The organism is Proteus sp. PR00208, from assembly GCF_016238545.1.
Classification (GTDB): Bacteria; Pseudomonadota; Gammaproteobacteria; order Enterobacterales; family Enterobacteriaceae; genus Proteus.
This window is the reverse complement of record NZ_JAEHQE010000015.1, coordinates 1-23,998: the sequence shown is the minus strand read 5'-3', so window position 1 is coordinate 23,998 and position 23,998 is coordinate 1. Positions and strand designations below refer to the sequence as shown.

Annotated in this window: 21 protein-coding genes; 14 read left to right on the top strand and 7 right to left on the bottom strand. The window is 37.7% G+C overall.

From position 1 onward, the window contains the following. Positions 1–97 precede the first annotated feature (97 nt). From epd to fbaA, 3 genes are all read left to right on the top strand, one after another. Positions 98–1,117, top strand: coding sequence for an erythrose-4-phosphate dehydrogenase (gene epd, locus JEP36_RS11365; protein WP_098940985.1), 1,020 nt, complete (start codon positions 98–100; stop codon positions 1,115–1,117). Between the two features lie 87 nt (positions 1,118–1,204). Then, positions 1,205–2,368, top strand: coding sequence for a phosphoglycerate kinase (pgk, locus tag JEP36_RS11360; RefSeq protein ID WP_099074324.1), 1,164 nt, complete (start codon positions 1,205–1,207; stop codon positions 2,366–2,368). Positions 2,369–2,431: 63 nt separating this feature from the next. Further along, positions 2,432–3,511: a class II fructose-bisphosphate aldolase gene (fbaA, locus tag JEP36_RS11355; RefSeq protein WP_198619423.1), complete on the top strand. Its 1,080-nt coding sequence runs from the start codon at positions 2,432–2,434 to the stop codon at positions 3,509–3,511. 143 nt (positions 3,512–3,654) lie between these two features. Here fbaA and dtpB read toward each other — a convergent pair whose 3' ends face one another. Both dtpB and hpaC read right to left on the bottom strand, forming a co-directional pair. Next, positions 3,655–5,142, bottom strand: a complete 1,488-nt coding sequence (dtpB, locus tag JEP36_RS11350; protein ID WP_198619424.1) for a dipeptide/tripeptide permease DtpB — start codon at positions 5,140–5,142, stop codon at positions 3,655–3,657. 597 nt (positions 5,143–5,739) lie between these two features. Beyond that, complete coding sequence (gene hpaC / locus JEP36_RS11345; RefSeq protein ID WP_198630208.1) at positions 5,740–6,258, bottom strand: 4-hydroxyphenylacetate 3-monooxygenase, reductase component; 519 nt, start codon at positions 6,256–6,258, stop codon at positions 5,740–5,742. A 593-nt stretch (positions 6,259–6,851) separates the two neighbouring features. On the opposite strand from hpaC, the gene hpaR reads away from it, so the two are divergent. Beyond that, entirely contained in the window at positions 6,852–7,289 is a 438-nt protein-coding gene (gene hpaR / locus JEP36_RS11340; protein WP_109371512.1) for a homoprotocatechuate degradation operon regulator HpaR, read from the top strand. Positions 7,290–7,360: 71 nt separating this feature from the next. Here hpaR and betT read toward each other — a convergent pair whose 3' ends face one another. Further along, positions 7,361–9,364 carry a choline BCCT transporter BetT gene (gene betT / locus JEP36_RS11335; RefSeq protein ID WP_198619426.1) on the bottom strand — a complete coding sequence of 668 codons (2,004 nt, stop codon included), beginning with the start codon at positions 9,362–9,364 and terminating at the stop codon, positions 7,361–7,363. Positions 9,365–9,730: 366 nt separating this feature from the next. Then, positions 9,731–10,300 carry a hypothetical protein gene (locus JEP36_RS11330; protein WP_198619427.1) on the bottom strand — a complete coding sequence of 190 codons (570 nt, stop codon included), beginning with the start codon at positions 10,298–10,300 and terminating at the stop codon, positions 9,731–9,733. Between the two features lie 275 nt (positions 10,301–10,575). On the opposite strand from JEP36_RS11330, the gene JEP36_RS11325 reads away from it, so the two are divergent. Then, positions 10,576–11,250 (top strand): DUF421 domain-containing protein, encoded by a 675-nt coding sequence (locus JEP36_RS11325; RefSeq protein ID WP_198626063.1) that lies wholly within the window; start codon positions 10,576–10,578, stop codon positions 11,248–11,250. An 83-nt stretch (positions 11,251–11,333) separates the two neighbouring features. Here JEP36_RS11325 and rnz read toward each other — a convergent pair whose 3' ends face one another. Then, positions 11,334–12,251 (bottom strand): ribonuclease Z, encoded by a 918-nt coding sequence (gene rnz, locus JEP36_RS11320; protein WP_198630207.1) that lies wholly within the window; start codon positions 12,249–12,251, stop codon positions 11,334–11,336. 9 nt (positions 12,252–12,260) lie between these two features. After that, the gene (rtcR, locus tag JEP36_RS11315) at positions 12,261–13,853 is read right to left on the bottom strand and encodes an RNA repair transcriptional activator RtcR (RefSeq protein ID WP_198630206.1); all 1,593 of its coding nucleotides are present in this window, start codon (positions 13,851–13,853) and stop codon (positions 12,261–12,263) included. Positions 13,854–14,217: 364 nt separating this feature from the next. Between rtcR and JEP36_RS11310 the strand changes: the two genes are divergently transcribed. Genes JEP36_RS11310 through JEP36_RS11300 form a run of 3 tightly spaced genes read left to right on the top strand, consistent with a single transcriptional unit; the run spans position 14,218 to position 16,773 of the window. Continuing rightward, entirely contained in the window at positions 14,218–14,382 is a 165-nt protein-coding gene (locus JEP36_RS11310) for a hypothetical protein (protein WP_198619430.1), read from the top strand. A 31-nt stretch (positions 14,383–14,413) separates the two neighbouring features. Then, positions 14,414–15,553: a slipin family protein gene (locus JEP36_RS11305; RefSeq protein WP_198619451.1), complete on the top strand. Its 1,140-nt coding sequence runs from the start codon at positions 14,414–14,416 to the stop codon at positions 15,551–15,553. Further along, complete coding sequence (locus JEP36_RS11300) at positions 15,550–16,773, top strand: RtcB family protein (protein WP_088493562.1); 1,224 nt, start codon at positions 15,550–15,552, stop codon at positions 16,771–16,773. The genes JEP36_RS11305 and JEP36_RS11300 overlap by 4 nt, the downstream gene beginning before the upstream one ends. A 434-nt stretch (positions 16,774–17,207) precedes the next feature. On the opposite strand, the gene mrpI is transcribed toward JEP36_RS11300, so the two are convergent. Beyond that, positions 17,208–17,768: a phase variation DNA invertase MrpI gene (mrpI, locus tag JEP36_RS11295; RefSeq protein WP_109371496.1), complete on the bottom strand. Its 561-nt coding sequence runs from the start codon at positions 17,766–17,768 to the stop codon at positions 17,208–17,210. Between the two features lie 677 nt (positions 17,769–18,445). Here mrpI and JEP36_RS11290 point away from each other — a divergent pair. From JEP36_RS11290 to JEP36_RS11265, 6 genes are all read left to right on the top strand, one after another. Beyond that, positions 18,446–18,973, top strand: coding sequence for a fimbrial protein (locus JEP36_RS11290; RefSeq protein ID WP_196532222.1), 528 nt, complete (start codon positions 18,446–18,448; stop codon positions 18,971–18,973). A 95-nt stretch (positions 18,974–19,068) separates the two neighbouring features. Next, positions 19,069–19,617, top strand: a complete 549-nt coding sequence (locus JEP36_RS11285; RefSeq protein WP_160230858.1) for a fimbrial protein — start codon at positions 19,069–19,071, stop codon at positions 19,615–19,617. A 21-nt stretch (positions 19,618–19,638) separates the two neighbouring features. Beyond that, the gene (locus tag JEP36_RS11280; protein ID WP_196532221.1) at positions 19,639–22,254 is read left to right on the top strand and encodes an outer membrane usher protein; all 2,616 of its coding nucleotides are present in this window, start codon (positions 19,639–19,641) and stop codon (positions 22,252–22,254) included. Positions 22,255–22,309: 55 nt separating this feature from the next. Further along, the gene (locus JEP36_RS11275; protein ID WP_198619432.1) at positions 22,310–23,068 is read left to right on the top strand and encodes a fimbria/pilus periplasmic chaperone; all 759 of its coding nucleotides are present in this window, start codon (positions 22,310–22,312) and stop codon (positions 23,066–23,068) included. A 13-nt stretch (positions 23,069–23,081) separates the two neighbouring features. Beyond that, positions 23,082–23,627 carry a fimbrial protein gene (locus JEP36_RS11270; protein ID WP_198630205.1) on the top strand — a complete coding sequence of 182 codons (546 nt, stop codon included), beginning with the start codon at positions 23,082–23,084 and terminating at the stop codon, positions 23,625–23,627. A gap of 11 nt (positions 23,628–23,638) precedes the next feature. After that, on the top strand, positions 23,639–23,998 hold a 360-nt coding region (locus tag JEP36_RS11265; protein ID WP_198630204.1), incomplete at its 3' end, for a pilus assembly protein.

Below are 23,998 nucleotides of genomic sequence, written 5' to 3'. Positions count from 1 at the left end.
TGCACAATTTCTAGATTTACTTGATTTATCGTTGTTGATTAGTATCTTGCTCTATTATTCTAAGCGGTTGCAAATCACTAGTTATCAAGGAAGTCACATGACAATCAGAGTCGCTATTAACGGTTTTGGTCGTATAGGGCGTAATGTGTTAAGAGCGCTTTATGAATCAGGTAAACGAGCTGAAATAACAGTTATTGCAATAAATGAATTGGCTGATGCACAAGGTATTGGGCATCTTCTCAAGTATGACTCCAGCCACGGACGTTTTGCTTGGGATGTACGAATTAATAACGATTTATTGCAAGTGGGTGATGATACTATTCGTTTATTTCATCACGCTGATATTACTGATTTACCTTGGGGTGAACTTGGTATTGATGTTGTACTTGATTGTAGTGGTGCTTACGGCTCACGAGCTGATGGCGAAGCGCATATTGCACAAGGCGCAAAGAAAGTACTTTTTTCTCATCCCGGTACAACGGATTTAGATGCAACTGTCGTTTTTGGTGTGAATCAACACGAACTTAAAAAAGAGCACCGAATTGTTTCAAACGCATCTTGTACAACAAATTGCATTATTCCCATCATTAAAATGATGGATGACGCGTTTAATATAGAGTCAGGAACAGTAACAACAATCCATGCAGCCATGAACGATCAACCTGTGATTGATGCATACCATAAGGATTTACGCCGTACTCGTGCAGCAGGACAATCTATTATTCCTGTTGATACGAAATTGGCGGCAGGAATTACTCGAATTTTCCCGAAATTTAAGGATCATTTTGAGGCAATTTCTGTACGAGTTCCTACAATTAATGTGACGGCAATTGATTTAAGTGTCACTGTAAAAACTGCTGTAAATGTGTTAGATGTCAATCGGTTAATTCAAAAATCAGCAACTGGCGCATTTCGTGGTATAGTGGATTACACAGAATTGCCATTAGTCTCAACTGATTTTAACCACGACCCTCATAGTGCAATCGTTGATGGCACACAAACAAGAGTCAGTGGGCAACACCTGATCAAGACTTTAGTCTGGTGTGATAATGAATGGGGCTTTGCTAACAGAATGCTTGATACAACGTTAGCAATGGCTGCAACTGGTTTTAAATAATCATGTTTTAATGACGGTGTCGCGTAATAATACAAGGCACTGAACAGAAGATTACTAAATTTTAGAGAATCAATGAGAGGATTCATCATGTCTGTAATTAAGATGACCGATTTAGACCTAGCGGGTAAACGAGTTCTTATCCGTGCTGACCTGAACGTTCCAGTTAAAGATGGTAAAGTGACTTCAGATGCGCGTATCCGTGCTTCTTTACCAACAATTGAAGCCGCGTTAAAACAAGGCGCTAAAGTGATGGTAACTTCTCACTTAGGTCGTCCTACTGAAGGTGAGTACAACGAAGAGTTCTCTTTAAAACCAGTTGTTGACTATCTGAAAGATAAATTAACTGCACCAGTTAGCCTTGCTAAAGACTATTTAAATGGTGTTGAAGTCAATGCAGGTGAATTAGTTGTTCTTGAAAACGTTCGTTTTAACAAAGGCGAAAAGAAAGACGACGAAACTCTGTCTAAGCAATACGCTGCATTATGTGATGTTTTCGTCATGGATGCATTTGGTACCGCTCACCGTGCTCAAGCATCAACTCATGGTGTTGCTAAATTTGCACAAGTTGCTTGCGCGGGTCCTCTGTTATCAGCAGAGCTTGAAGCATTAGGTAAAGCATTAGATAAACCTGCTCGCCCAATGGTTGCGATTGTTGGTGGTTCTAAAGTTTCAACTAAACTGACTGTATTAGATTCTTTATCAAAAATTGCTGACCAATTAATCGTTGGTGGTGGTATCGCAAATACCTTTATCGCAGCAGAAGGCCATCCAGTAGGTCGTTCTTTATATGAAGCAGACCTTGTTGATGATGCTAAAAAACTGATGGAAAAATGTGATATTCCAGTACCAAGTGATGTTCGTGTTGCAACTGAGTTCTCTGAAACTGCTGAAGCTGTTTTAAAATCAGCAAGTGACATCAAAGATGATGAACAAGTGCTGGATATCGGTGATGTGACAGCAGAACGTTTAGCTGAGATCCTGAAAAACGCGAAAACTATCCTGTGGAATGGTCCAGTCGGTGTGTTTGAATTCCCTAACTTCCGCAAAGGTACAGAAATCATTGCTAATGCAATCGCAGATAGTGAAGCATTCTCTATCGCAGGTGGTGGTGATACGCTGGCTGCTATTGATTTATTTGATATCGCAGACAAAATCTCTTACATTTCAACCGGTGGTGGTGCTTTCTTAGAATTCGTTGAAGGTAAAAAACTTCCTGCTGTTGCAATGTTAGAAGAACGCGCTAAACAGTAATTAAGTCAGCTCATACAGGTAGAAAGTTATTTTCTACCTGTTCCAAATATAGGATCTTATTACATGTCTAAAGTTTTTGATTTCGTGAAACCGGGTGTCATCACTGGTGATGATGTACAAAAAGTATTTGCGGTAGCAAAAGAAAATAAATTTGCTCTGCCTGCGGTTAACTGTGTAGGTACTGACTCAATCAATGCTGTGTTAGAAGCTGCTGCGAAAGTTCGTTCTCCTGTTATTGTACAGTTCTCTAACGGTGGTGCTGCATTTATCGCAGGTAAAGGTCTTAAATCTGATGTACCACAGCAAGCTGCTATTTTAGGCGCAATTTCAGGTGCTCACCATGTGCACCAAATGGCTGAATATTACGGCGTTCCTGTTATCCTACATACTGACCACTGTGCGAAAAAATTATTACCATGGATTGATGGTCTGTTAGATGCTGGTGAGAAACACTACGCTAAAACAGGTAAACCACTGTTCTCTTCTCACATGATTGACTTATCTGAAGAGTCATTAGAAGAAAACATCGAAATCTGTGCTAAATATTTAGCGCGTATGGCTAAAATCGATATGACTTTAGAAATCGAATTAGGCTGTACGGGTGGTGAAGAAGACGGTGTTGATAACACGGGTATGGACAGCTCTGCGCTTTATACTCAACCAGAAGATGTTGCTTACGCATACGAAAAACTGAGTGCGGTAAGCCCTCGTTTCACTATCGCGGCATCTTTCGGTAACGTTCACGGTGTTTATAAACCAGGTAACGTTCAGTTAACGCCAAAAATTCTACGTAACTCACAAGACTACGTATCAGAAAAATTCAACTTACCACACAATAGCTTAGATTTCGTATTCCACGGCGGCTCCGGTTCTTCAGCAGAAGAAATCAAAGAAGCTGTTGGCTATGGTGTTATCAAAATGAATATCGATACAGATACTCAGTGGGCAACTTGGGATGGTATCTTACAGTTCTACAAAAAGAACGAAGGTTATCTGCAAGGTCAGTTAGGTAACCCAGAAGGTGCTGATAAACCTAACAAGAAATACTACGACCCACGTAACTGGTTACGTCAAGCACAAGCATCAATGGTTGTTCGTTTAGAACAAGCCTTTAAAGAACTGAATGCAATTGATGTTCTGTAATTGAATCATTCTTAATGATTAAACTAAACCCGCTTATTTAGCGGGTTTTTTTATGGCTAGCAAAAAGAGAATAATCTTCTTAGCCCAAAATAAAAGCGCCTATAAATAGGCGCTTAATATTCAATTAGATATTGATTGAAAGATTAGCCAGCGACTTTAACGTCTTTGCTTTCTTCTTTCATCATGCGGTTCAGTAAAGGTACTGTTGCCCACATCACTAAACCAACAATTAAGGTCACAATACCAATTTTACCAAATACATCAGTGTAAATAGGTAATGTTTGTAGTGGATCAGTAATACCTTCTGGTGCTGCTGTGAAAGTCGCTACATAACCCCCTAACAGATAAGCCGTGGCTTGTGTTAAGAACCACATACCTAAAATAAAGCCCATCATGTATTGCGGTACGAATGCTGCAACCATTGCTAAACCTAACGCACTGATCATCAGTTCACCTAAGCTCTGGAATAAGTAAACCAGAACGATAAACCAAGGTGATGTTAAGCCTTGAGCATCGGCAAACCACATACCTGATGCTGCCGCTGTAAGGAATCCTAATGAGCACAGAAGCATACCCGCAGTAAACTTCGCTGGCATTGAGAAATCTTTACCTTTCGCGCCAAAATGGCTGTAAGCGATAGCAAGGATTGGGCTAGCAATAATGATCCAGAATGGGTTTAGTGCTTGGAAGCTTACAGGGTTAATATCAAAGCCTAAAAGCGTGTGATGAACATTATGAATAGCAAAGAAGTTCAGTGAAGTTGGCATCTGAGCATACAGAATGTAGAAAACAACAGCTTCTAACATCAGAACAAATGCAACATACATTTTATTACGAGCAACTCTGTCTTTTTGTTTAAACGCTTCACGGAAATAAATGAAGACAACAATAATAGACAAGCTAACTAAGACAATATTTGCAATCATAACGTTGTGCAATAACCATGCACAAACAAATACCATAGCAATTGAGCCAGCAATAACTAATAACAGTTTGCTAAAGTTCATCGGTAAATGGTCTGGTTCAGAACCAATATTGGCAACCATTTTACGACAGAAGAAATAAACTAATAACGCCATGAGCAAGCCAATACCACAGATATTATAAGTCAGTGCATATCCGTAACGTTCAGCAAGTACCGGGGCGATAGATAAAGAAATTAATGAGCCGATATTGATCGACATATAAAATAGCGTAAATGCGCCATCAAGACGTGGATCTTTAGGTGGATAGCATTTCGCTAATAAACTTGCAGGATTGGCTTTAAATAAACCATTACCTACTGCGATAGTTCCCAATGCGTAGAAAATTAAATTAGGATACATAATTGACATACCAGTCATGAAATAACCGATAGCCAAAACAATAGCACCTAAAACAATGGTTCGTTTTGTTCCTAATAAGTGGTCACCAACATAACCACCAATAGAAATAAGCCCATAAACCAGTGCAGAGAATGCACCAAAAGTAATGAAAGCCTGTTCTTGAGAGAAACCGAGTTTACTAACAAAATAAACGGCAAGAATACCTTGTACGCCGTAGTAACCAAAACGTTCCCATAATTCTACAAAGAAAATCATAAAGAATGGTTTAGGCTGTTGTAATAAACCGACTTGAGCGGGTTTATCCATATCTGTAATGCCCCTAATTATTATTTATTTTCAACAACGATGTTATTTACTCACATTCACGAGGAATGTTACACGACGGTAACATTATCTGTCGCATTTAGAGTGATGTTTGCAAATTTAAGAAGGTAATCAGCAAGTCGAGTAGACTAATATATTGATGGAATGACTTCTCAAAGGTTGATCACACTGTGGGTAAGATTAATACCAGATTGAAAAAAATATTCATTAGTTTATTTTAAAATAAAGTCATTTAATTGATCTTTGGTATAAAATATAATCAGGAAGATTATTATTTGTTTGTATTTTAATCTGAGTAAATTAAATAAAGATACAGGATAAAAGTAGAGAGAAAATATTTTTGATTATGTGACTAATTGATTCTAGAAAGAAATTTTTCATTATAATTAAAAATTAATCTTTTATAACAAACAGATGTTAATAAATATTTAATAAATATCTAAACGCTAGTGAATGTTATTTAGTTAAATAAATATTCATTTAATATAAATAAATATTTAATTTATGATGTGATTATAATCAATAAAAAAACGCCCTTATTAAAAGTGCGTTTTTATCTTGAGGTAAAATAGGTGAACTTTAAACGGAGATTAGTACTTGTTCATTTTTAACAGAATGGAAACGACGCTTGAAATAAATAAGCCCATCACCATCTTCACGCACCGAAATATTCTTAATTTCGGTCATATAAACAAAATGTGTACCCACTTGGCGTACATCATAAATATCACCTTCTAGGCAGGCAAGCGCATTTGTTAATACGGGTTGTTGTAATTGTCCGTTTTGCCATCCTGGTTGGGTAAAGCGCTCAGCCATCGCAAGCCCTGTCATTCCGGCGAAATGACATGCCATTTCTTCTTGCTCATGATTCAATATATTGATGCTTAATTTTCCATTTTCTTGAAAAATAGCGTTCATTTGGCTTTTACTGTTGATGCAGACCATCACGGTAGGCGGGTTATCAGTAACAGAACATACAGCTGTTGCTGTTAAGCCACAACATCCCGCATCACCATTTGTTGCCACGATATTGACCGCAGCACCTAAGCTTGCCATCGCATCCCGAAAAAGTGGGTTAGCCTGTTTTTCCTCAGACATTATTTACTCCTACTGCCAGACTTCTCGTCTGTGGGCGTCTTCACTTAAAATAATTATTAGTTAGATAACTAAAAAAATCACCTAACTACTTCGCTAACAAAGTTGTGATGTTATTGCCGGTTTCTTTGTTGCGTTGTTTTAAAGCCGTAACGCTACCGCGCATGAACAAAGATAGCAATCTTTCTTTGTTACAACTCGTTAACTTTATCTCAAATAACGGTGAGACAACCTTATCGCTAAGCGCCATTATTCCTAATATAGAGGTAGGATAATAGGCAAATTAGGCTACTTTTTTTGATTGGTAAACAGATAACACAAATTGCCAATTCATAAAAATTGCGTATAGCTCAAGATGTTGCGGAAGATGAAATTAATCCTAAAAAAGGAACGTGGGTGATAAATTGCACAAAGGGAAGAAAATTGCAAAAATTGAGTCAACTTTATTTATTTGTTAATATGAATAATTGTAACAATTAGTCTATTCTTAGAATATAGTCATTTTATAAACCATAAACAGCGGTACTTTTTCACTGTCTATATTGAGTGATATTTTGTCATTTCACCTATAACACCATATAAAGAGCTTCTTGATTATGCATGAATCATTAACTATCGCGCTATTACAAGCTCGGGAATCTGCAATGGGTTTTTTTCGACCTGTTCTCAAAGAGCATAATCTGACAGAACAGCAGTGGCGGATTATTCGAGTACTTGCGGATAAGCGTTCTATTGATTTTCACGAATTAGCGCAAAAAGCGTGTATTCTTCGACCTAGTTTAACGGGCATTCTGATTCGAATGGAAAGGGACGAATTAATTTGTCGCTTAAAACCCGTGAGTGACCAACGTAAGCTGTTTGTCTCTCTTTCTGCTAATGGTCAAAATTTATACGACATAATTCAGCCTAAAATAGATAAGGGCTATCAATTAATTGAGCAAAAATTTTCCACTGAAAAATTACAGCGACTGTCAGGTCTATTAAAAGAGTTGATTGCTTTAGAGGCTGATGACTCGGCGCAAGCTGAAAAATAAGTTATCTTGAAAGTAAGAAAAAAAGGTGATGTTTAGCACATCACCTTTTGGACTTTTATCAGTGGATAGAATTATTGTTTACCTAACACATGTAAAAAGTGAATGTGTTTTTCATACTGATCAAGAATATCGTGAATGATTTGTTCTTTCGTCCAACCCATTACATCGTAATCTTGCCCACCTTCTTTTAAATGAATTTCAGCACGATAATATTTATGTTCTTCGTCTTTTTCTTCATCACTTAATCCAGCTAAAGCAAAGGCAGGTTGAGTATAAAAACGTAGGCGAACTTCATAGAAGAAATTCATGTCATCGCCTAAATCGACTTCAAAACCAATTCGATCATCTTCTTCATTATGGATAAAACATTGCGTTGCTTGCTTACTTAACTCAGCAGATACCATTTCCATTGAGGGTTGGATCACTTCATCCATAAAACGTTTTACATGAGAGCGTTTAGGAAAATAGGCAATATTTCTTAAACGGCGTTGCCAAGGGATCGGATTGCGGCTTGCTGGTGGTGCAATTGTCGTGAGTTGTTGGCTATCACGTTTATATACATCCACTCGCAATGCTTTTATTAGTCCATAAATAGAAGCAAGCAATACTATCGAGAAGGGAAGTGCACTTGCAATGGTTACTGTTTGTAGTGCAGTTAAACCACCCGCTAACAATAAAGTAATTGCAGAAACGCCCATTAAACCCGCCCAGAAAATGCGTTGCCATACTGGTGTTTCGCTATCACCACCAGAAGCTAAAGTATCAACAACCATCGCGCCTGAGTCTGCTGAAGTCACAAAGAAGACAACGACCATCAACATCGCAAAGAAGGATAAAACAGATGAGAATGGGAAATAATTTAAGAACTCAAATAAAGCCAATGACACATCTTGTTGTACGATATTGGCGAGTGCTTCTGCCCCTTTATCTTTGATTAAATGAATCGCTGTGTTACCAAAAACGGTCATCCAGAGTAAAGTAAAACCAGCAGGAACAAACAGAACACCGACAACAAATTCACGAATAGTACGACCTCGTGAAATACGGGCGATAAACATCCCTACAAATGGTGACCATGAAAGCCACCAACCCCAATAAAGCAGTGTCCATCCCCCTAACCAATCACTCGATTTTGGTTCGTATGCATAAAGATTAAAGGTTTTACTGACAATTTCGGATAGATATCCCCCTGTATTTTCAACAAATGATTTTAATATCAATACAGTTGGACCGAGAATAATGACTAATAAAAGAAGAATAACCGCCAATCCTAAGTTAAGTTCAGATAAAAAACGAATGCCTTTTTCTAAACCAGAAACAACAGAAATGGTTGCAAGCCCTGTGATCACAACAATCAATACGACTTGAATCGTTGGGTTAATAGGTACATTAAAGAGGTGGTTTAAACCCGCATTAACTTGCAGAACACCAAAACCAAGGGAAGTTGCGACACCAAATACGGTTCCCATAACAGCGAAAATATCAACAGCATGACCAATTGGGCCATGTATGCGATCACCAATAATTGGGTAAAGTGCAGAACGCAGTGTTAACGGTAAACCATGGCGATAAGAGAAGAAAGCTAAGATCAAAGCGACAATGGCGTAAATTGCCCATGCATGTAATCCCCAGTGGAAAAAGGTTAATCGCATGGCTTCTTTTGCGGCTTCTATGGTTTGAGCTTCACCGGTTGGAGGCATCAGATAATGCATAACAGGTTCAGCAACACCAAAGAACATTAAGCCAATCCCCATTCCTGCTGAAAAGAGCATGGCAAACCAAGCAAAATAACTAAAGTGAGGGCGAGCGTGATCAGGGCCTAATTTGATTTCACCAAATCGAGAAAGCCCTAAATAAGTCACACTCAGCAAAATCAATGCAACGGCTAGAATGTAGAACCAACTCGCATTCGTGAAGAGATTTTCCTGAAGATGACTGAGTTTATCATTTGCCAGCTCTGGAAATAATGCAGAGAAGCCAACGACCAATAAAATTAATAATGCAGATGTATAAAAAACGGGAGGATTAATTTTCATCCTAACTTTTTGAGGGGTTATATCGTTTTGTTGACTCATAGCTAACCTATTTTTTGTTATTTTCCTAGAAAGAGACTTTTCGCTATCAATTTTCTGATTGTCTATGTGATCAGAAAAGAAAAGTTCATAAGAAAATTTGAATAAAGCATCAAATTAGTGTGATGTTTTATAAAAAGAACGGAAGCAAATTATTTTTTCCGTAAGATGAAGAAAATGACAATTAAATCAATTTATTGCTGTTTTTTGTTTATAGGTGCTTTCGCACTTTAATAGGTTTCTCCTGTTGAAAAAAGGAGAACATGGTTACATTTTTTGCTTAATCGATCAACCCTTGTCTTTTTTATGAACAAAAAAAGCCAGTAAAAATTTACTGGCTCACAAATCATCAAAAAAACTGAAATCGGATTATTTGTTTTCAGTTTTTAACTCATCAATTTTTTGTTTCGCTTGATCGGTTAATTGATCCGCTTTATCAAGTGCTTTGTTTTCAGTTTCTTGGGCTTGCTGTTTTACATCATCACTTGTTTTTGCAGCATCACCTTTTAGCTGATCAATTTTGTTGCCTGCTTCTTGCATTAGGTTATCTGCTGTTTTACTCGCATCTTGTTTTAACTCTGCGGCTTTTTCAGATAATTTGTTACCTTCAGCTTCTAGGTTTTGCTTAACTTCTTCAGCTTTTGCAGCACTTGCATCTTTTAGCTCAGCTGCTTTTTGTTCAGCTTTATCTTTTAGCTCTTGAGCTTGTTGTGTTAATTCATCTGCTTTTGCTGATGCATCTTCTTTCAAGTCAGCAGCTTTATCTTTGGCTTGTTCAGTTAATTCATTCGCTTTATCTTGCGCAGTTTCGGTGACTTGAGTTGCTGTCTCTTTCGCCTTGTCAATGCCTTCATCAACTTTTTTAGATGAATCATCACAACCAGCTGTAATGGTAACAAGACCCGCTAGAACCAATGAAGTAAGTAGTTTTTTATTCATTTTTTTCTCCAAAATATGTGTTCAAAAACAATTCAGTGATATCCCGCGTAAAAACTAGAAAAGGCGAGAAACTATTGCGTTGATTGTAAGAGATTACGGCAAAACTATCTTAATAAGTATAGTGCGAGTCTTAAAATCAACAAACCTAAGTATATTAAGTGTTTTTTCTTAGTCAAATCCCATGAAAAACAAAGTAAAAATAATTTAGATTTTTATCTAGATGAGATTTTCTGCTTTATAATAAGTGCAGAAATTATTGGAAATGTGAGACGCAAATGGAATATTACTTTCTGGTTATTATCAAATTTATTATTGGTTTTACTATCATACTAGCCCATATGAATTTATCGGGTAAAACACAACTCTCCCAATTAACACCTATTGATTTTATTGGTAATTTTGTGCTCGGTGGCATTATGGGTGGGGTAATTTATACCGATGCGATCCCTCTTTATCAATATATTATCGTCTTCTTAATTGGTGTCTGTTTTATCTCTTTGCTTAATTATATCAGCAAACATTTCAATTTTTTCCGTGCAGTGACCATTGGTAATCCTATTCCTATTATCAAGAAGGGAGAGTTTATTATGGAAAACATCATGGAGAAAAAAAATAAAATAGACATTCTTAACATCACGTCTCGTCTTCATGCTCAAGGTATTCATTCATATCAGGAAGTCAATTACGCCCAGATTGAACCTGATGGACAAATCACGGTGGTATGTGATGGTGCAAAAATGCCTTCGATTATTGTCATGAAAGACGGAGTTATTCGAACATCAGAATTAGCGCAAATAGAAAAAGACGAAGTGTGGCTACAAGATGAGATGAAAAATCAACATATTGATAAACCAGAAGATGTTTTTTTGGCGGAATTTTGGGATGGCAAAGTGAATTTTATTTTGCAAGATGGAAAGATAAAACGTACCGCGCTATTGAAGGATAATTAAAGAAGTTTAAATCAATGGTTGGATGATTTGTGAATAGCGAAATGGCGACATCATGCCGCCATTGTTATTTAGCGAAAATGCCATTACAACTTAAATACCTCAAAATCAGAAGCCATTTCAGTATGGCTAAAGATCTGTTGGCTTTCATTGAGTAACTCAATGCAGTCTTCGGGTAAATAACGGCTACTAATATGAGTAATAATCAGCTTTTTAGCATTAGCCTCTTTTGCTAATGTTGCCGCTTGCACAGTTGTTGAATGCCCGCGACTATTTGCTTGCTCTGCCATTTCATGCTTAAACGTTGCTTCATGAACAATAACATCGGCATTATTAGCCAGCTTTAATGCATTAGGTGTAGGTTGAGTATCCCCAAAAATAGCAATACAACGACCTTCTATTTCATCACCAATATAGTCTTTACCATCAATTGTTCGTCCATCTGGTAATGTTATAGTTTTGCCTTGCTTTAAGTCTTGTAACCAAGAGCCTGCTGGAATATTTTCCGCTTTCAGTTTTTCTGCATCTAACTTACCTGGTTTGTTTTCTTCTTCTAAGCGGTAACCAAAACAAGGTACGGGGTGAGACAATGCCTCACAACTGACTTTCATACCTTCTTCTTCAAAAAGAAAACCCGCTTTGTCAATTTCAACAATATTAATAGGGTAAGTTAAATAGGATTGGCTTAATGTTAGCGACGTTTCTATAAAGGCTTTTATACCCGTAGGACCATATACTGTTAAAAGTGTTTCCGTTCCACCCATTGAGCGACTACAAAGTAATCCCGGTAAACCAAAAATATGATCGCCATGTAAGTGGGTAATAAAAATTTTATTTAAACGCGGTAGTTTCACGCGGGTATGCAATATTTGATGTTGTGTCGCTTCACCACAATCAAACATCCACATACTTTTTTGTTTATTTTGTAAATCGAGCACCATACTGGTGACATTGCGATCTTTAGAAGGAACGCCTGCGTTAGTGCCTAAAAAAGTGAGCTCCATAATGAAATATTATTCTCCATGTCGAATTTGTTCCCAACTTAAATCGAATTTCGCAAGATACTTACGTAGGCGATCGGCATCGTTGGGTTGTTTTTTATTTTGTCTTGATACTGCGAAAAGTTTTCTACCGGCTTCTGAGAGTGTTGATGATTGCTGACACGTTTTGATAACGGTATTCAGTTGGCTAAGATCGAAAAGATCAATATCAGTGCTATTAAATAAAGAAGAGGAAGCAACTCCCCAATTTTGTTTTAAACGATTAATTTCTTCATCAACAAGAGGAAGGGTAATACGACCATTTTCGGCAAGTGTTGCCATTCGCGTTATACTAGCACTAAGTTCACGGAAATTACCACGCCATAATGCCTGTTCAGATGTTGCAAATCGAATATAGTGTGATTTTGCATCAGCGTTAAAACGGATTGCCTTTTGATAAAGCTTTGCAAAGTGATGCAATTCATAATCGATATTAGGCTCAATATCCTCTTTACGATCGGCTAAACCCGGTAATGAAAATGACCATAAGTTGATCCTTGCATAGAGATCTTCACGGAAAAGTCCTTTCGCAATTTGCTTGTCCATATCACGATGCGTTCCTGCGATCAGCTGAAAATCACTTTGTACCTCAGTATCTGAGCCATAGGGATAAAAAGATTTCTCTTCTATCGCTTTAAGCAACATGGCTTGCTCATCAAGTCCTAACTCTGCAATTTCATCAAGAAATAAAATCCCTTTATCGGCTTCTCTTAATAATCCTTGTCTGGTTTGTAATGCACCTGTAAATGCCCCTTTTACATGCCCAAATAAAGTGGACATCGCATTGTCACCACGCAAAGTGGCACAGTTAACAGCAATAAAACGACCTTTTACAAAATGGCGAGACTGTCGTAATTCATAAATACGCTGAGCAAGGAATGATTTCCCAGCGCCTGTAGGGCCTGTTAATAAAATAGGCGCAACGGAGCGCAATGCAACACGTTCAATTTGAGCAATTAAAGTATTAAAACGTTCATTACGTGTGGCGATCCCCGATTTTAAGAAAGAGAGGGACTCATTATGGTAATGCTCAAATCGGCTCGTTAGTTTTGTATAACGGCTTAAATCGAGATCAATAACAGCATAACTACCTGTGGATGATTGTACTGTTTTGATGCCATCTTCATTTTCTATTTTAGAAGAAGGAGAGGTTTGTAATAGTTTTGCAGGTAAGTAATGGGCTTCAGTCAGGAGGAACCAGCAAATCTGGGCAATGTGCGTACCTGTTGTGATATGTACATAATATTCTTCATTTTCAGTATCAAATGGGTAATTTACTGCAAAATCAAGAAAGTGACTATAAACCTCTTCTAGATCCCAAGGATCACAAATATCAATTTCGTAAGGTAATACCTCTGTGTCAGGGGAGACAGTATGAATATCTTCAGTGATTTTTGACGCTAACATTGAATCATTAGGTTGATGGATCATGACCAATCGACTAACGGGGAAATCTTTTTGATGGCAAATCGAAATTGTTGGGCGCCATGAGTTCCATCTTTTATGACTTTTACCTCGTTTATCTAATGTTGTGCCTAAAACACCAATCACCACTTTGCGTTTCATTAAGTTATCCCTACTTATTTTTTATCTATATTTATAAATGTATAGATAAAAAGATAGGTTTTTATCATTTTTAATTCAATGGCTAAATATTTAAAAATTACGTTAAAAGTATTTTTTCAAATAAAAACAATGAATTAAAAATATTTTTAGTGAGATTTAAAAACTTGGCACGATCCTCGCAATATTATAAGTGTCTTGAGCAGATTTTAAATCTGGTAGGCACATAAAGAACACTCTGTGGTGTTATCTAAATGTGTTCCTCCACATCGGGACTCTGTAGGTGAAGAGGGTTATTTTCAGGTTCGATTCCTGACACCAAAAACCATTACAAATCCAAATGTAAAATTAAAGATAGAAAATCGTTGTGACAGCAGTACCGTCACCTTGCTTATCCACCAGCAACTACGCTGGATTGAAGGCAGAAGAAGAGACAAACAAAGTAACGTTCCTCTCTTGTTTTCCCTTCGATTTCGCCAAGTTTGTTCGTGGAAAGCAAGTCACGATAAAAATGGTAATAAAAGAAAGCTAATAATAAAGAAGAGCAAAAGGAAGCAATGATGATAAGAACAACAATAAAAGTGAAACAAGGACAGCTGGGTTTATTAAAGAAGGATGATGAGTATATTGACGTCCTTGTAGCTGGTGAGCATAAATTTTTCGATCTTCGTCGCCAATTAAGTGTTGAGCTGGTGGAGTTAAACGGCCCTGCAATTGAAAAAGAGAAAGCCGAGTTTTTACGCCAATATCATCCAGAATGGGTGAGTGAATATTGTTTTGATATTGTGCTATCTGATGAAGAGATTGGCTTACTCTATGAAAATGGCTCACTCAAAGAGATCTTAGCGCCGAGTACTCGCCGTCTCTATTGGAATTATGCACAACGCTCAATGGAAGTGTTGTCAGCAAATGAATTGGAAGTTTCGCCAACTTTGGTTAAAAAATTGCAGCATCCAAAATTACGTAACCAAACTGTAAAAGGCAGTGAAGGTGTATTAAGTGTGGATATTCCGACATGGCATGCTGGCATTATCCGTGTTGATGGTGAAGTTCAATCACTATTGCCACCGGGATTAAAAGGCTATTGGCGTTATCAGCACAAAGTTGATGTTGAGGTTGTTGATATGCGCTTACAAACACTCGATGTGAGTGGTCAAGAGATCTTAACGAAAGATAAAGTAACATTACGCATTAATTTGTCAGCAAGTTGGCGTTATAGCGATGTGCTTTCAGCGTACCAATTACTGAGTTCACCTCTTGAATTCTTATATAAAGAGTTGCAGTTTGCGTTACGCGAAGCCGTAGGAACAAGAACATTAGATGAATTATTAGAGAATAAAACGCTGATTGACACCTTAGTGAGTGAAAAAATCAGTGAAGTGACTAAAGGATATGGTATTGAAGTGGCTTCATTAGGGGTAAAAGATATTGTTTTACCAGGCGAAATGAAAACGATTTTAGCGCAAGTGGTTGAGGCAGAAAAATCAGCACAGGCTAATGTTATTCGTCGAAGAGAAGAGACATCCGCAACGCGTTCTTTATTAAATACGGCAAAAGTGATGGAAAACAATCCAGTAGCCTTACGATTAAAAGAGCTAGAAACCGTAGAACGTATTGCAGAACGTATTGATAAGATTTCCGTTTATGGCGGTTTAGACCAAGTATTAAACGGGTTAGTACAAATTAAAGGAGCACAGGCATGATATTGGATCATCAAATAGTAAAAGAAGCAGGAACTGCTGAAATCAAAATGTGGACAAATGGTGTACCTGTTGAAGCAGATGCTCTAAAACAACTTATTAATACCGCGAAGATGCCTTTTATTTTCAAACATATGGCGGTAATGCCAGATGTTCACTTAGGGAAAGGTTCAACAATCGGGAGTGTTATTCCAACAAAAGGCGCGATTATTCCGGCTGCTGTTGGTGTGGATATTGGGTGTGGAATGATTGCGGTGAAAACATCATTACACGCAAATGATCTACCAGATAATTTATTTGCCATAAGAACGGCAATAGAAAGAGCAGTACCTCATGGAAGAACAAGTTATCAATCAGGGAATGATCGTGGTTCATGGAAGAACCCACCTAAACTTGTTGATCAACATTGGCAACAACTTGAAGGGCGTTTTAAGGTTTTAACCGATAAGTACCCACGTTTACGAAATACGAATAACTATCGTCACCTTGGTACATTAGGAACAGGAAACCACTTTATCGAATTGTGTCTTGATGAATCAGATAATGTTTGGGTAATGCTACATAGTGGCTCTCGTGGTGTTGGTAATGCTATCGGTACGTTATTTATACAAATGGCACAAGAAGATATGAGGGAACATATCGCTAATTTGCCTGATAAAAACTTAGCGTACTTAAAAGAAGGAACGCTTTTCTATGATGACTATATAGAAGCCGTAGAATGGGCACAGGATTTTGCCCGACATAATCGTGAAATTATGATGGAACGCGTGTTGGCGGCATTATCGACACAAATAACTAAACCTTTTACGACACAGCAACAGGCGGTGAACTGCCACCATAACTATGTACAAAAGGAAATGCACTTTGGCGAAGAAGTACTGGTGACTCGAAAAGGAGCCGTTTCAGCTCAGAAAGGTGAAATGGGGATCATCCCTGGTTCAATGGGCGCTAAGAGCTTTATTGTAAGAGGAAAAGGAAATGCCGAAAGTTTCTGTTCATGTAGTCATGGCGCAGGACGCGTAATGAGCCGAACAGCAGCGAAAAAAGCTTTTAGTGTTGAAGACCAAATTCGAGCAACAGCACATGTGGAATGTCGAAAAGATGAAGATGTGATTGATGAAATTCCGATGGCTTATAAGGATATTGATGCTGTTATGAAGGCTCAGTTATCACTTGTTGAGGTTGTTCATACACTACGACAGGTTGTTTGTGTAAAAGGATAATTGTATTTTTTAAGGAAATTAATAACTATCCCCAAACGATAACGTTGGGGATAGTGAGATATGAAAGCGTGTGCATGGAATGCAAATGAATAAAATTTTTAAGAATAGATATTTTCTTTAAATAAGACCCTTATTTCTTGATCAAAAATCAAACAAATAATGTTTAATATTATTAATAAATAAAGACTGATATTAAATTTATTGCCTTCCAATAAAGATAATCAAAAAAAGAATAATGATATTGGGTTATTCTTTAATTAGAAAACGATTATTAATAAATTATTAATACCTGCAATCGTGATTATTTATTTAATATAAAACAATTCCTAATTTTCTTAGTTATATTAAAATTAACTGTATTCTTATTGAAAAAATATAGCCTACTCTATTTAGTGTATTAATTCTTAGAGAATATATTAATTAAATAAATATTGTTAATTTCTTGCGTCCCAAATGTGAACAAAACGTTTTGAATTACTTGCGGTATAGATAACAGTATGTGAAATATTACGATGTCCTAAATAATCTTGAATTAAACGAGTATCTCTACCTAAATCAGCGAGTGCATAGCCACATGCATGGCGTAACATATGGGGATGAGGGGCTATGGATACATTAGCATCTTTACCTAAACGGCGAAGTAATCCATACACTTGTTGACGAGAAATTGGACCTGTTTTTTGGGATAAAAAGACCCATTCTGAGTCAGCCTCTCTCCATGTTTCCCTTTTTTTCAACCAGTTAACTAACGCTTCATACTCCTCTTCGATAATCGGTTGTGTTGTTGATAAACCGCCTTTTAAGCGTCTGACATAGAGTATTCGACTTTCTAAATCAATATCGCTTAAGGTTAAATTACATAGTTCACTCACGCGAAACCCATGTAAAAAACACATTAAAAACATACAGTAATCTCTTTCTGGATACCGTCCTTCCTTTGCTTGCTTCAAAATAGAATTGATCTCAAAACGTGTAAGAAACTTGCGCTGCTTCATTTTCATAACCTTTTCAATGAGATAACAAGGAACAAAAGTCAATTGATGCATCACTATAACAAGTAATATGCATCAATAAAGAGTTGTATTTTTTTTATGCTTACACTTTTACTTGTTCATTTTAAACAAGTTTATTGAAAGTTTATTTATTTTTAGAAAATGAAAGTGATTGATTGAAAAAGCGAAAAATGAGTATGGATAGGAATTTGGTTATCTTTAGAGAAATAAACAGAATACACCAAATTGTTTACTATTATTCTCTGGCTTCTCACTTAAGTCAAATTTAATGTTAATCACTTATCTTCATTTATTTAACATATTGATATTTATCATTATTTTAAAAAACAAACATGATTGGTTACTTTGTTTAAAATCCAGAAATAATTTTTTTTACTTTTTTCACAAATTATAGTATTTGCACCCAGAATTATAAACTCTTTTTTCGATATTTAAAGTTTGATTATCTAAATGTGTTTAATTTCGAGATGAAAATTTTTAACAAAACAATTTGGTGTATTTTGTTTTGTTTCTAACGATATTTAATTTCGTTTTGGATGGGCACAAGTATACCAAAATTCAAAAACTCAATAAGTGAGTCATTCAATTAGGAATAATTCAATCCTAATGAATTTATTATTTTTAATGTCTTCGTCCTTTATATTTTAGGAAACAAAAAGATGAAATTAAATAAATTAGCGTTAGTTCTTGGCTTAGGTTTAACTGTTGCTGCAGGTTCTGCTTTTGCTGCTGATCAAGGTCACGGTACCGTTAAATTTGTTGGTTCAATTATTGATGCACCTTGTTCTATTCATCCTGATTCAGAAAATCAAACTGTTCCATTAGGTCAAATTTCTACTGCTTCATTAAAAGATGGTGGTCGTAGTAATTCTCGTGATTTTAAAATCACTTTAGAGAATTGCACAACAGAAACTTATAAAACTGTTCAAACAACCTTCACTGGTTCAGAAGATGCAAACATCTTAGCAGGTTCTTTAGGTATTGAAGGTATCGCTAAAAATGCTGCTGTTGTTATCACTGATGCAGGTGGCAAACAAATCAAATTAGGCACACCAAGTGCTGCTCAAACATTACGTGATGGTAATAACGATCTGAACTTTGCTGCTTACTTACAAGGTTCTTCAGCAGAAGCTGCCGTTCCAGGTGACTTCACTGCAATCGCAACTTTCGCACTGACTTATCAGTAAGAAAAAATAAGCACAGTACAAGGATGTACAGTGCTTTATTTCCTGTGTCTATTTTTAACGATTTTTTTCTTACGGAGAAAAATATGAATCGCAAGATGACACCACTATGGCTATGCCTTATTGCCAGCTTACTGATAACAACAGCAGAAGCGAGTGATGTAAAACAAGATAAAAACATGCATCAGCGATTTGGGGTACTTAATCTTTCAGGCTCGATCTTAGAACCATCTTGCACGATTGCAGCAGGAAGTGGAGAACAAGTTATTCCACTGACAACGGTTTCTATTCCAATGCTAGTGACTGAAGGGCAAGGACCTATTGAGTATTTTTCTATCAGATTAACGGAATGTACGCTAATTGAACAAAAAGGTCAGGAAGCGGACAACCCTCGTTTTATTGCAACGTTTGAAGGTCCCTCTAACGAGAATGGTAATTTTGCACTTTCTGGTGAAGCGAGAGGCGCGTCATTAGCGATAGCTGATCGTTACGGTAGGCGAGCCATCCCCGGTAAGCCATTACCCCCAGTAGGTATTGACTCCAAATCAATGGCGTTACTTTACCAAGCGCGAATAGTCAAAAATAACGAAATACCAAAAGCTGGAAATTACCGAACAACGCTGCGATTTAAGCTGGAATACTATTAAATGGATCGGGTTGGATAACTTATGGTTAGAACATTCAAAACCGTTGGTTTAGGGACGGAAAAAAAGAAAAAACAACATACTATTCGGCCTGTTGCTGTACTGATCTATTTAATTCTTACTGGCGCTTCCAGTATTTCAAGTTCAGCTTTAGCAAATAGTGATATTGAATTTAATGCCGATATTTTAGATCTAAAAGATAAGCAAAATATCGACTTATCAGATTTCTCTCGTGCTGGCTATATTATGCCCGGCCGATATGAGTTTGTTGTTCGTGTGAATAATAATGAACTCCCTGAACTCTATAACATTAGCTATGTTGTACCAGCCAATGATCCTAAAGGTAGCGAAGCTTGCTTACCGCCAGAATTGATTCATCAAATAGGGCTCAAACCTGAATGGGCTGAAAAAGTTAAATATCAAGATAACGGAAGCTGTCTTGATATCTCTTCTATTCCCGGAATGACGGTAAATGCAAGTCTGGGAAATGGCAATCTTATTCTTACTATTCCTCAAGCGTATCTTGAATATTCAGCGCCAAACTGGGATCCACCTTCTCGTTGGGATCACGGTATCTCAGGTGTGCTTTTTGACTATAACGTCAATGCTAACGTGACAGATCCTGCTAAAGGAAAACAGCGTCAACAAGTTACAGGCTTAGGAACCGTGGGAGCGAACCTTGGTGTTTGGCGTTTCCGTGCCGATTGGCAAGCAAGTTACCAGCATACAACAGGTCTTCCTGATAGTACTGAAAATAGTTGGAAATGGAACCAGCTTTATCTTTATAGAGCCATCACGCAATTAGGGGCTCGCCTTGTGATGGGGGAAACTTACTCTCGTTCTGACATTTTCGATAACTTCCGTTTTACTGGGGTTAACTTGTCTACGGATGACAATATGCTGCCACCTAACTTAAGGGGATATGCCCCTGAAGTAACGGGTGTGGCAAAAACGAATGCGAAAGTGACGATTAGCCAGCAAGGCCGTGTGATCTATGAAACTCAGGTTGCTCCAGGACCGTTTCGCATTCAAGACATCAATGATGCAGTGAGTGGTAAATTAGATGTACGTGTTGAAGAACAAGATGGATCTGTTCAAGAATTCCAAATGGATACGGCAAGTATTCCTTATTTAACACGCCCCGGCCGAGTGCAATATAAATTATCTGCGGGTAAACCGTCGGATATGAACCGTAATACTGAAGGCCCTATTTTTGGTATGGGTGAATTCTCATGGGGGATCAGTAATGGTTGGTCACTTTATGGCGGTTCATTAGTATCGGGCGATTATAACTCGGTTTCTGCGGGTATTGGTCGTGACCTAATGGCACTGGGTGCTATCTCTTTTGATGCGACACATTCTTGGGCAAAAATTCCAAGTGATGACAAGCGTTATCACGGGGGCTCTTATCGCGTCAGTTACTCAAAACGTTTTGAACAAATAAATAGCCAAGTGACATTCGCAGGCTATCGCTTCTCTGAACGTGACTTTATGAGTATGAACCAATATTTAGATCGCCGTTATCGTGGTGGTGAAGAAGATAATAATAAAGAGCTTTATACCATTATGTTTAGTAAGCAGTTCCCTGAATGGGGATTGAGTGCTTACTTAAACTATAGCCATCAGACTTATTGGAATAAGCCTAATAACGATAACTATAACTTGTCATTAGCCAAAACGATGGATATTGGTAGCTTTAAAAATATCAACCTCAGTCTGTCGGCGTTTCGCAATAAATTCAATGGCACCAATGATAATGGCGTTTATATGAATGTCAGTATGCCTTGGAGCGATCGCGCAACTATTAGCTACAACACGGTGATTAATAAACACGGTAATTCACATAATGTCAGCTATTACGATCGTATTGATGACAATAGTAGCTATCGAGTTGGTGCTGGTTTAAGCAGTAACGGTAAACCATCCGCAGATGCCTATCTCATGCATTACGCTGATGCTGCATTGGTCACTGCTAGTGCGAGCCATATTAATGGTGAATACACATCAGCCACATTATCACTACAAGGTGGGGCAACATTAACACCAAAAGGTGGTGCATTACACCGAACAAGTCGTACGGGTAGTACTCGTTTACTTGTTGATACAGATGGTATTTCAGATGTTCCAGTGAAAAGCATCGGCGCTATTACGCGTACCAATGCTTTTGGTAAAGCAGTACTGCCTGATATCAATGATTATTATCGCAGTAGTGCCAGCATCGACCTTGATCAGATGCCAGATAACGCTGAAGCATTACGCTCAATTCAACAGCTAACCCTAACAGAAGGCGCAATAGGCTACCGCCACTTTGATGTGGTCTCGGGACAAAAAGCCATGGCTGTCATTCGCTTACAAGATGGAACTTATCCACCATTTGGTGCCAGTGTTACAACCGAGAAGGGGCGTGAGCTTGGTATTGTCAATGATGGTGGGAATGTCTATCTGACGGGGATTAACAGTGATGATCTATTGAGTGTTCGTTGGAATGGTCAAGAGCAGTGCAAAGTCCGTATTCCAACATTAGTTGAAGGATTATTTATGTCTTCATTATTACTGACTTGTAGTGATGGTGACGCAACACCTTCAACAATCAATCAAAGAACAGAGCCCTTACCTAAACCTCAACTAATCACGCAATAAGGTTAGGAAAAAAGGGAAAGATAAAAATAATTTCAGATAAAAAGAGTAATTTAAAATGATGTTATCAAAGCGCTTATTCATTGTAACAACCACTTTATTGACTGGAATGGTCTTTACTAGCCAAGCTCTTGCTGCGATTGCTTTAGATAGGACGCGTGTCATTTTTAATGGTGCCGATAAGTCTATTAGCTTAAATGTCAGTAATCAGAATAAAGAGTTGCCTTATTTAGCTCAGGGCTGGATGGAAAATGAAAATGGAGAACGTATTGACAGCCCATTATTAGTTTTGCCTCCTATTCAGCGTATTGAGCCGGGCGATAAAAGCCAAGTAAAAGTGCAGTCATTACCTGATATTGCCAAATTACCACAAGATAGAGAAAGCGTTTTCTATTTTAACTTGCGTGAAATTCCACCACGTAGCGATAAACCTAATGTACTGCAAATTGCACTACAAACGCGCATTAAACTTTTTTATCGCCCAGCATCGATTTACGCCACACAAACGGATCTCACCCATCCTTGGCAGGAAAAAATCACCTTAATAAAGAAAGGTGATCGCTATGAAGTGAATAACCCAACACCTTATTACGTGACATTAGTGGATGGGTTAACAGGATTGCAAGGAAAAAGCCTAGATGGTTTTGAACCAATCATGATTGCCCCTAAAAGCACAGGAACGATAAATCTGCATACTTCTGCGTTTGGCTCATCACCTGTACTCAGTTACATCAATGATTACGGTGGAAGACCACAGATGAAATTCACCTGTAATGGCAATGAATGCAAAGTTACAGAAACATCAGCAGGAAACTAAATAGGTCTATTTTATGAAAATGGAACAGCGGTTTAGCCCAAGCAAAGCAGTGTTGATTCTTATTTTGGCAACGTTTACTGGAGGCCTAAGTTTTACTGCTGTTGCGAATTTACCCGCTAGAGCGGTGAAAGATGTTATTCCAGGAATTGTTTATATCAATATTTCAGGGAATGTCATTGCGCCACCGCCTTGCTTAATTAATGACGGCAAAATGATCGAAGTTAATTTTGGTGAGGTGATGAGTACACGTATTGATGGTGTTCGTTATAAAGAGCCTGTCCACTACACCGCGACTTGCCAAAAAATGCCAACCAATGCCATGAAAGTTTATGTTACGGGTAGCGCAACAGGGTTCGATTCAAATGCGCTACAAACAAATATTACGGGATTAGGGGTGCGTATTCTGTATCAGGGAAACTTATTAGATTTAGGTAAGGCGGTGAATTTTACCTATCCCAACTTACCTGAATTAGAAGCTGTTCCTGTTCGTGATCAGAATGAAACCTTAGTGGGTGGTGATTTTGTCGCAAGTGGCACACTGCATGTGGATTATCAGTAAGAGGTCAGAAGATGAATAAATTAAAGTACCTATGTCTGATCGCATTACTGAATTCTTATTCTGTTATGAGTGCAGACGCACCTAATATGAAATTATTTGGCACCTTATTAGTACCCCCTCCTTGTGTCATTAGTAATAACGAACTGATTGATGTTTACTTTGGACACAACGTAGGTATTCACAAAGTAGATGGCATTAACTATACCGAATCGGTGAATTATCGATTGGTCTGTGATCCAAATTTAAAAGGTTGGGATTTAGGGCTTTCTATTATTGGTCCTAAAACACAGTTTGATGAAGCTGCGCTACAAACCAATATTCCAGATTTAGGCATTCATCTTACGCAAGATGGTAAGCCTTTTAAATTAAAC